Annotated in this window: 4 protein-coding genes and 2 pseudogenes; 4 read left to right on the top strand and 2 right to left on the bottom strand. The window is 69.0% G+C overall.

Features of this window, described 5'->3' with window-relative positions:
- Positions 1 to 157 precede the first annotated feature (157 nt).
- Positions 158 to 1,412 (top strand): annotated as a pseudogene (locus ACFWB8_RS36235) (IS3 family transposase).
- Here ACFWB8_RS36235 and ACFWB8_RS36230 read toward each other — a convergent pair.
- The gene (locus ACFWB8_RS36230) at positions 1,405 to 2,544 is read right to left on the bottom strand and encodes a PucR family transcriptional regulator (RefSeq protein ID WP_385237336.1); all 1,140 of its coding nucleotides are present in this window, start codon (positions 2,542 to 2,544) and stop codon (positions 1,405 to 1,407) included. The pseudogene ACFWB8_RS36235 and the gene ACFWB8_RS36230 overlap by 8 nt on opposite strands.
- A gap of 86 nt (positions 2,545 to 2,630) precedes the next feature.
- Between ACFWB8_RS36230 and ACFWB8_RS36225 the strand changes: the two genes are divergently transcribed.
- From ACFWB8_RS36225 to ACFWB8_RS36215, 3 genes are all read left to right on the top strand, one after another.
- Positions 2,631 to 3,686: a ferredoxin reductase gene (locus tag ACFWB8_RS36225; RefSeq protein WP_385237333.1), complete on the top strand. Its 1,056-nt coding sequence runs from the start codon at positions 2,631 to 2,633 to the stop codon at positions 3,684 to 3,686.
- A gap of 7 nt (positions 3,687 to 3,693) precedes the next feature.
- Positions 3,694 to 4,812 carry a fatty acid desaturase family protein gene (locus ACFWB8_RS36220; protein ID WP_385237330.1) on the top strand — a complete coding sequence of 373 codons (1,119 nt, stop codon included), beginning with the start codon at positions 3,694 to 3,696 and terminating at the stop codon, positions 4,810 to 4,812.
- 271 nt (positions 4,813 to 5,083) lie between these two features.
- The gene (locus tag ACFWB8_RS36215; RefSeq protein WP_385237327.1) at positions 5,084 to 5,629 is read left to right on the top strand and encodes a hypothetical protein; all 546 of its coding nucleotides are present in this window, start codon (positions 5,084 to 5,086) and stop codon (positions 5,627 to 5,629) included.
- 733 nt (positions 5,630 to 6,362) lie between these two features.
- On the opposite strand, the pseudogene ACFWB8_RS36210 reads toward ACFWB8_RS36215, so the two are convergent.
- Positions 6,363 to 6,458: pseudogene (locus ACFWB8_RS36210) on the bottom strand (transposase); the annotation flags it as partial.

Raw genomic sequence — 6,458 nt, 5'->3', positions numbered from 1 at the left:
CAACAACCCGACGGGCCACAACTCCCACCGAATCACCGCCCATATTCCTGACCAGCGGAAACACCGCGACCACGACCGGAAAGACAACAGCCACTAACCCTTGATCGTGGGCACCCTGATCATTGGAGCGCGAGGATCCATAGGACAGGAGTCCCCGTTGGCGACGTCGAAGTACTCGCCTGAGTTCCGGGCCGATGCTGTCGCGCTGTACCACGCCAGCCCGGGTGGGACGTATGCGTCGGTGGCCAAGGACGTGGGCATCAACCACGAGACGCTGCGCACGTGGGTCCGGGACGCCGAGCAGGCCGCCCGACCCGGGTCTGGGGAGGCCAGCGCGGTGGAGGAGGAGAACCGGCGGCTGCGGGCGAGGGTGAAGGAACTCGGGCTCGAGCTCGAGCGGGAGATCCTGCGGAGGGCAGCGAAGTATTTTGCGGCCGAGACCAGCTGGTGAGCAGCCACTTCCAGTTTGTTGATGATCATCGTGGCGCCTTCGGCGTCAAGCGGCTGTGCCGGATACTGCGGGTCTCCCGTTCCGGCTTCTACCGGCACCTGGCCGGCGCGGACGCCCGGGCCGGCCAGGTGCCGGGCCGATGCTGAGCTCGCCGAGCGGATCACCGAGATTCATCAGGAATCGGACGGCACCTACGGGGCCCCGCGCGTCACCGCCGAACTCCGGGACGGCGGCGAGCGGGTCCATCACAAGCGGGTGGCACGCGTCATGAGGAACTTCAGCATCATCGGATTCCACCTGCGCAAGAAGGTCCGCACCCCCGTCCCCGAGCCGTCCCCGAGCCGTCGGCGACGCCCGTCCCGGACATCTTGCGCGCGATTTCACCGCGGCCGAGCCGAACACCCGCTATGTGGATGACATAACCTACCTTCCGATGGGCAAGGGCCAATTCCTTTATCTGGCAACCGTGTTGGACCTGTGCTCGAAGCGGCTGGCAGGCTGGTCGATCGCCGATCACATGCGCACGGAACTGGTCACCGACGCGCTCAGGGCCGCAGCCCCGGCCAGGGGTGCCGCCGGCCTGTGCGGGGCGATCTTCCACAGCGACAACGGAGCCCAGTCCGTGTCGAAGGAGTTCGCCCAGGTCTGCGGAGACCTCGGCGTGATCAGATCGCGCGGCGCGGTGGGCACGAGCGTGGACAACGCCGCCGCGGAATCCCTGAACGCGACCATGAAACGCAAGACGCTCCAGGGCAGGAAACGGTGGAACGGGGCCCGTGAAGCCCGGCTCACGGTCTTCCGATGGGCGACCCGCTACAACACCCGCCGAAGGCACTCCCGCCTCGGCCAGATCAGCCCGATCGCCGACGAACGATCAAGGGTCAAGGCCCCTGAGAACGAGGCACGATTCCTGGACCGCTCGCGGACGCGGTCGTGGACGGTCGAAGTACGCGTCAGCTGACCCCAAGACCGACCGCCAGCGTCAGTTCAAGGACCCGGTGTGGCGATGCGAGATCCGGAAACAGCTCCCGCAGCTGCGACATCCGGTACCGGACCGTCTGGGGATGGACGAACAACGCCGCCGCCACCTCGTCCCGCCTGCCCTGGTGCAGCAGCCACGCTCGCAACGTCTCCTCCAGCCGCCGTGCCGTCGCGACAGGCAAGGTCCGCAACGGTGCGAGGGCTCGGGCACGCAGGTCTGCGAACGCGTCCACGTCGGCGCTCAGCACCAGCTCGGGCAGGTGGTCCTCGGTGTCGCGAATATCAGAGGAGAGGGAGCGGGCGCGTACGGCTCGTGCGTACGAGGCGGACGCACGAGTCCAGGGCCGGGCCGGGCCGACCACGGCGGTGCGGTCGGTCAGCTGCCGCAAGAGATGTGATCGGTCGGCATCGGGGACGAGCAGCACACCGGTGGCGTCCGGAAGATCGTCGAGAACGAGGGTGCTCGAGTCTAGCGCGCGGTAGGCAGGCCGGGCCTGGGCGGCGGGCAGCAGGACCGCGGTCAGCGAAACCGGAGGCTGCCACCCGGCCCGTTGAACAGAGGCCAGCAGCACGTCCGGGCTCGCGCCGGCGAGGAGGTCGCGGGCCAGGTGTTCCAGGTGGCGCTCGTGGGCCCTGCCCCGGGCGGCCAGTTCGTCGGCGTGGCCCGCGGCGCTCGCGGCAGAGAGCTCGTCGATGTAGGCGAAGGTCAGCTCGGCGAACTTGGCGACCTCGGCGGCGGGCAGACCTACGGGTACGGCACCCGCTGCCAGACATCGCCAGGCCACGCGGGCGCCGACGCGGTAGGCGCTGAGCAGGGCGTCCATCGAACGGCCGTCGCGCACCTCGCCGCGGCCCAGCTCGTAGGCCGCGTCACCGGCGTCGCCGCCTGTGGCGTTGCCGCTCGCGAGGTCCAGGTAGTGCCCCAGGGCGGTACGGACGGCTCGGCGGATGGTGGCGCCCATGCGGCCCGAAAGGGCGTTGGCGTAGGGAGGGACCTCGTCGATGATCGCCTGGACGACCTCGTCGGCGGTGGTCTTCAGCGCGGCCCGAAGTGCGGTGACCGTCGTCTCGTCCAGGGCCAGTTCGCTGGCCCTCCGGATTGCATGGCTCACGTTTTGTTCCCTGCGAACAATTCATCCGACCAGATTTACGTCCTGCGGTCAGGACTTTACACCTTGAGGCGCAGCAAGCTGGAGTCATGACGAATGCAGCCCTCCGCAGCAGGGCGTGGAAACTGCTGGAGATGGTCACGACGCCGCTGCTGCCGTCGGACTACCTCGACCTGGTCAGCCCGCTGCGTGCGGGCGCTGACCTGCGTGGGCGCATCGAGGCCGTGCACCCCGAGACGGGTGACGCCGCGACTATCGTGATCAGGCCGGGACGGGGCTGGCGCGGCCACACAGCCGGTCAGTACGTGCGGATCGGGCTCGACGTCGACGGGGTGCGCCTGTGGCGTGCCTACTCCATCACCTCGCCGACAAACCGCCAGGACGGCCGCGTCACGATCACCGTGAAGGCGATCCCGGACGGCAAGGTCAGCAACCACCTGGTCCGCAGGGCGAAACCGGGCACGCTGGTCCAGCTCGACCAGCCGACCGGTGACTTCGTGCTGCCGCAGGCCAAGCCCGCCAAGGTGCTCTACCTGACGGCCGGCAGCGGCATCACGCCCGTGATGGGCATGCTGCGCGACATCGAGTTCGACGACGTCGTCATGGTCCACTGCGCGCCACAGCCGCAAGACGTGATCTTCCGCAACGAACTGCACGACCTGGTCGCGGACAAGAAGCTGCGGCTCACCGAGGTGCACACCGACACAGACGGCATGCTCGACATCGCCCGTCTCGACGAACTCGTGCCCGACTGGGCCGAGCGCGAGACCTGGGCTTGCGGGCCCGCGGGCCTGCTCGACGCCGCCGAAGAGCACTGGACCGAGCACGGCGTACAAGAGCGCCTGCATACCGAACGCTTCCGCCCCAGCATCGTCGTCGCCGGCGACGGCGGCGAGGTCACGTTCAGCGCCACCGGCAAGACCGTCGACGCGGACGGCGCCACGCCGTTGCTGGACATCGGCGAGGAGGCCGGCGTGCTCATGCCCTCCGGGTGCCGCATGGGCATCTGCTTCGGCTGCATCACGCCGCTCAAGGCGGGCGCCGTCCGCGACCTGCGCACCGGCGAGATCACCGAGGCCGAGCCGGGCGTCCTCATCCAGACCTGCGTGTCCGCCGCGGCGGGCCCCTGCGAAATCGAACGGTAGGAGCACCTTGACCGCCATCGACCCCACCGCCCACCTGACCGCGGAGCAGATCGAGGAGCTTGGCCGCGAGCTGGACGCGATCCGCGACGAGGTGATCGCCAGCCGCGGCGAGAAAGACGCCGCCTACATCCGTAAGGTCATCTCGGCGCAGCGCAAGCTCGAGCTGGTCAGCAGGGGCGTGCTGCTGTTCTCGATCTTCCCGCCCGCGTGGCTGCTCGGCACCGCCGGTCTGTCCGTGGCGAAGATCATGGACAACATGGAGATCGGCCACAACGTCCTGCACGGCCAGTGGGACTGGATGCGAGACCCGAAGATTCACTCCACCACCTGGGAGTGGGATCACGTCTCGCCGTCCGAGCAGTGGAAGCACTCGCACAACGAGCTGCACCACACGTACACCAACGTGATCGGCAAGGACAACGACCTCGGCTACGGCATCATGCGCGTCGACGAGGACCAGAGGTGGCACCCGTTCCACCTCGGCCAGCCGCTGTGGAACTTCATCAACGCCTGCTTCTTCGAGTACGGCATCGCAGCGTACGACCTGGAGCTCGCCAAGAACCTGCACAAGCGCCGCCGCAAGAACCCGGAGTTTCGCGCGCGGGCCAAGGCCGTGGGCCGCAAGATCCGCAAGCAGGTGCTCAAGGACTACGTGATCCACCCGCTGCTGTCGGGCCCGTCGTTCCTCACCACGCTCGCCGCCACGTTCACCGCGAACCTGGTCCGCAACATCTGGTCCCACTCGGTGATCATGTGCGGGCACTTCCCCGAGGGCGTGCAGGTCTTCGAGCGCCGGTCGATCAAGGGCGAGACGCGCGGCCAGTGGTACCTGCGCCAGATGATGGGCTCGGCGAACATCAGCGGCAGCAGGGCCATGCACTTCATGACCGGCAACCTGTCGCACCAGATCGAGCACCACCTGTTCCCGGACCTGCCGAGCAACCGGTACGCCGAGGTCGCGGTGAAGGTGCGCGCGCTGTTCGAGAAGTACGAGCTGGAGTACGTCACCGGGCCGCTGCCCAAGCAGGTGTTCTCCGCGTGGCGCAAGGTCTTCCGGCTCTCGCTGCCGAACAAGAAGCCCAAGGTCAAAACGCCGGACCGCGAGCAGGAGCTCGTCGCGGCCTGATTCCCGGTATTGGTTCAGATCTTTCGGCCGTACCGGCGGCACCGCCGGTTTCGGTGAGATCCGTTGCGGACGGTGGGCCCGCGACATCAGACCGTACCGGCACGGGATCCGGGCAGCCCGGTGTCCGGCTGCGCTGCCTGGACGTGCGCCAGGAGCTCAGCAGCCCCGGCGAGGTGTTGTAGTGCGCTGACCTGCCGTGGTCGGGCCGGTGGTCGGGTGCGTACGCGCACTCGGTTTGCCGGACGGGCGGGCTGGGTGGAAGGCATGGGCTGTGACGCGGACTCTGCCGGAACCGATGCTCGCCGCCCCTGTGTGCGACCCTGCGCTGCTGCCGGGGCGGGCGGGTAAGCCGAAGTGGGACGGGTTTAGGGCTCTCGTCTCCGTCGACGCGGGCCGGGTGGTGCTGCGCTCCAGGCGCGGCACCGAGATGGCGGCAGCGTTTCCCGAGATCGTGGCTGGGGCCGCGCAGCTGCCGGACGCGACCGCGCTGGACAGCGAGCTGATCGTCCGGGATGCCGCAGGGCGGCTGGCCTTCGAGCGGCTGCAGGACCGGCTCGCCCGGCGCGGCACCAGTGCGGCCCGGGCCGCGGGCGCGTGGCCCGCTCACTTCGTCGCGTTCGATCTGCTGCGGCTGCCCGGGACCGACACGACCACGTGGCCGTATCAGCGGCGCAGGGCGGCGCTGGAGTCCGTGTTCGCCGGACGGCGGCTGTCCACGCCGTGGGTGCTGTGCCCGTCGACCACCGAGACGGAGACGGTGCGCGAGTGGCTGACGTGGGCGTCGGTCGGGATGGAAGGCGTGGTCTTCAGCAGCTGAACGAGCCCTACCGCCCCTCCGTGCGGGGCTGGCGGAAGATACAAAACGCGCGAGACGACGGAGACGGTCGTCGGCGCGGTCACCGGCCCCTTGACCGCTCCTCGGACGCTGCTGCTGGGCAGGTACGACGACGAGGGACGCTTTCAGTACGTCGGCCGCACCACCACCCTCGCCCGGGTAGCCGGTACGGCCCTCGCCGGGAGCTCCATCAGTCCCGGCAAGGGCACCCGTGGACGGACTGGTCCTTCTCCGCCGGGTGGGGCAGCCACGAGACGCTGAACGTCACGCTTGTGGTGCCCGAGCTGGTGGTGGAAGTCGGCATCGACGTCGCCCACGACGCCTCCGGCGGAGGTCCACCGCCAGAGCGTCCTCCCGGCTCGGCGCCGGCTGTACATGACGGCCACCCCTCGGATCTGGGCCGGGCGGCTGCCCAGGACGCGGGCGTAGAAGCAGGCCGCAGAGGAAGCCCACCGGCTCAACGAGGAAGCGTGGCGCCAGGAGGCGGAGGCCGAGGGACGGACCTACGTGGACGGGCCGACGCGGGACCGGCTGCCGAAGGAACTGGCCTGCTCCATGGACGACCCGAAGGTGTTCGGGCCGGTCGTCTACGAGCTGTCGCTCGCGGACGCCATCGCGCGGGGGCTTTTGGCGAAGTATCAGGTGGTCGTGGCCGAACTCGTCGACCCTGTCGTGACGCCGGACCGGTTCTACAGCGTCGAGCGGTGGGAGGAGGAGCTGCGGTCTCGTTCGGGAAGTGTCCACAGGCCTGTGCCGCCCGCCGGTAGCGCGCGTTCAAGCTCTCGATCGCGTTGGTCGTGTAGACGACTTG

Origin of the sequence: Streptomyces sp. NPDC060031 (assembly GCF_042736805.1) — a bacterium.
GTDB lineage: Bacteria > Actinomycetota > Actinomycetes > Streptomycetales > Streptomycetaceae > Streptomyces.
The sequence above is the reverse complement of the archived record's forward strand: the minus strand, read 5'-3'. Positions and strand labels throughout refer to the sequence as shown.